The 1,039-nt window shown below is 65.4% G+C and carries 1 protein-coding gene; it reads left to right on the top strand.

The genetic code is table 11. From position 1 onward, the window contains the following. Nucleotides 1–1,039: Ig-like domain-containing protein (locus VTU_RS29690; protein WP_010109166.1), on the top strand; the 1,039-nt coding region annotated here is incomplete at both ends.

Below are 1,039 nucleotides of genomic sequence, written 5' to 3'. Positions count from 1 at the left end.
CACCTTCAGCTTCAGCGAGCCCGTCAATGGCTTTACCGCCGCCAACATCGACCTGTCACAGGCCCACGGCGCGCTGGGTCCGCTGACCGCCCTCGGAGATGGCAGGAGTTGGACCGCCACCTTCACGCCCACAGCGGATACCAACACTGCCACCAACAGCATCCGCGTCAACTACCGCGGCGTGACGGACTTGGCGGGCAATACGGCGAACAGCACCTCCCCCAGCGACAACTACAGCATTGACACCCGGCCCGGCAGCACGAACCAGCCATCCGACCTGAGCGCACGCGTCACGCTGACCAATAACCACCTCATGACGGGAGAAAAGGCGACCGTCATCATCGCCTTCAACAAACCCGTCAACGGCTTTACGCTCGATGACGTGGACATGACCGGGGCCAACGGCACGCTGAGCGACCTCGCACTCAGCGCCGACGGCAGAACCTGGACGGCCACCTTCACGCCCACGGCGGGCGTCAATGACGCGACCAACACCATCCGCGTGAACCTCGCGGGCGTGACCTACGGCGCAGGCACTGCCGGTACCGGCAGCGCCACCAGCGACAACTTCCGCGTGGACACCGCGCTCCCTGCCGCCACGATCACGCTGGCCGATACCGCGCTCACCGTGGGTGAAACGACGACCGTCACCTTCGCCTTCAACCAATCGGCCAACGGCTTCACGATGGACGACATCGATCTGACTCAGGCCAACGGCACATTGAGCGCGCTCACGACCGCCGACGGCAAAACCTGGACCGCCACCCTCACACCCACGGCCAACGTCAATAACGCGAGCAACACCATCCGCGTCAACCAGGCCGGCGTAACCAACGATGCAGGCCGCTCCGGGACCGGCACCGCCAGCAGCGCCAACTACACCGTGGACACCCGGCCACAGGACGCCACGGCCCCGGTAATCAACAGCGCCATGGTCAACGGCAACCAGTTGGTGCTCACGTACACCGAAGCCAATACCCTGGACCCGGCCGCACTCGCGGGCAGCGCCGGCTTTACCGTGAGCAGCACCACGGGCACC

The organism is Verminephrobacter aporrectodeae subsp. tuberculatae At4, assembly GCF_000193225.1.
GTDB classification, from domain to species: Bacteria; Pseudomonadota; Gammaproteobacteria; order Burkholderiales; family Burkholderiaceae_C; genus Acidovorax; species Acidovorax aporrectodeae.
The sequence above is the reverse complement of the archived record's forward strand: the minus strand, read 5'-3'. Positions and strand labels throughout refer to the sequence as shown.